2 protein-coding genes are annotated in these 990 nt (G+C 38.2%); both read left to right on the forward strand.

The window, feature by feature from the left end; all coding sequences use genetic code 11:
• Positions 1–287 (forward strand): hypothetical protein (locus C6988_RS10670; protein ID WP_182135416.1); only part of this gene is annotated, 287 nt, incomplete at its 5' end.
• Positions 288–368: 81 nt separating this feature from the next.
• A complete protein-coding gene (locus tag C6988_RS10675; protein WP_182135418.1) occupies positions 369–911 on the forward strand; it encodes a hypothetical protein in 543 nt (180 codons plus the stop codon).
• Positions 912–990: the final 79 nt, after the last annotated feature.

Genomic DNA, 990 nt, shown 5'->3' on the forward strand with positions numbered 1-990 from the left:
CAATGAGTGAAACATGGAGAGAAAGACTCAGCCGAAGAAGACTTGAGCTAGGACTAGACGGACGTGAATATGATTACATCCAAAAATATATCGAGTTTTACTGCTCAGAAGCTGACAGGCGTTGCAAAAAAATCGACATGAGCAAAACAGTCGATGAGGTAGTAGACTCTATGAAAGACGCAAAGTTTGATGAATTTACAAAAGGAGTAATTGACTCTATTCACAAAAAACGCGGCTATGATCCACGAGACAATTCCACAAAAGAGACTGCACCTGTCCCATCATAGTCTCTTAGCATTCCCAAACTGATTCCATCTTGTTTTAAAAAAAGCCCGGGGCTTAAATCCTACAAAATGAAACATAGTACAATGGCTGACCCGTATGACGGATTCTTAGGAACTCTCTGGCAGAAATTTCCACAGCTTGCACAGCTGCACAATCCAGGAAATTCCCAAGTACCACAATGGGGACTAGATGAGTTCATAGAGTCAAGGTTTCATAATTTTAGCTCAGATAGAAGGCCACTATTTCGTCTAAGTCGATTAATTGAAGATTATGCAAAACAAAACTATGCTCCACTTGTAAGCTCTTTTGAAAAGCCAAGCAGATTCAAGTTTGTAGAAACTAGATATGAAAATCTAATTGATCAGATTCCAAAAATTTCAGTCATTGCAGATTTTGGCAAGACCCAGTTTTTTCTCTCACCTAAAATCAATGTCCTAAATTGTATGGATACAGAGCTAGTCAACATTTGGAGCGTCTTTACAAAGGGAGAAACAGGAACATTTGGAGTGATTGCAGAAGAATTCCAAGACGGCAAGTTTCGAGGATTTTTTAGCTTTGATAGTATGGTGTGCAATGAGGCAATAAAGCAAATGGAAAATACACTAAGCTGCTCACTAGATCTATAACATTAGCTTTAAGATCCCAGTCAACATTTCATCCAATTAAAGCATCATATACTCTAAAAACACCAAAAATTCACTTGAG

This window comes from Nitrosopumilus sp. b1 (assembly GCF_014078545.1).
Taxonomy (GTDB): Archaea; Thermoproteota; Nitrososphaeria; order Nitrososphaerales; family Nitrosopumilaceae; genus PXYB01.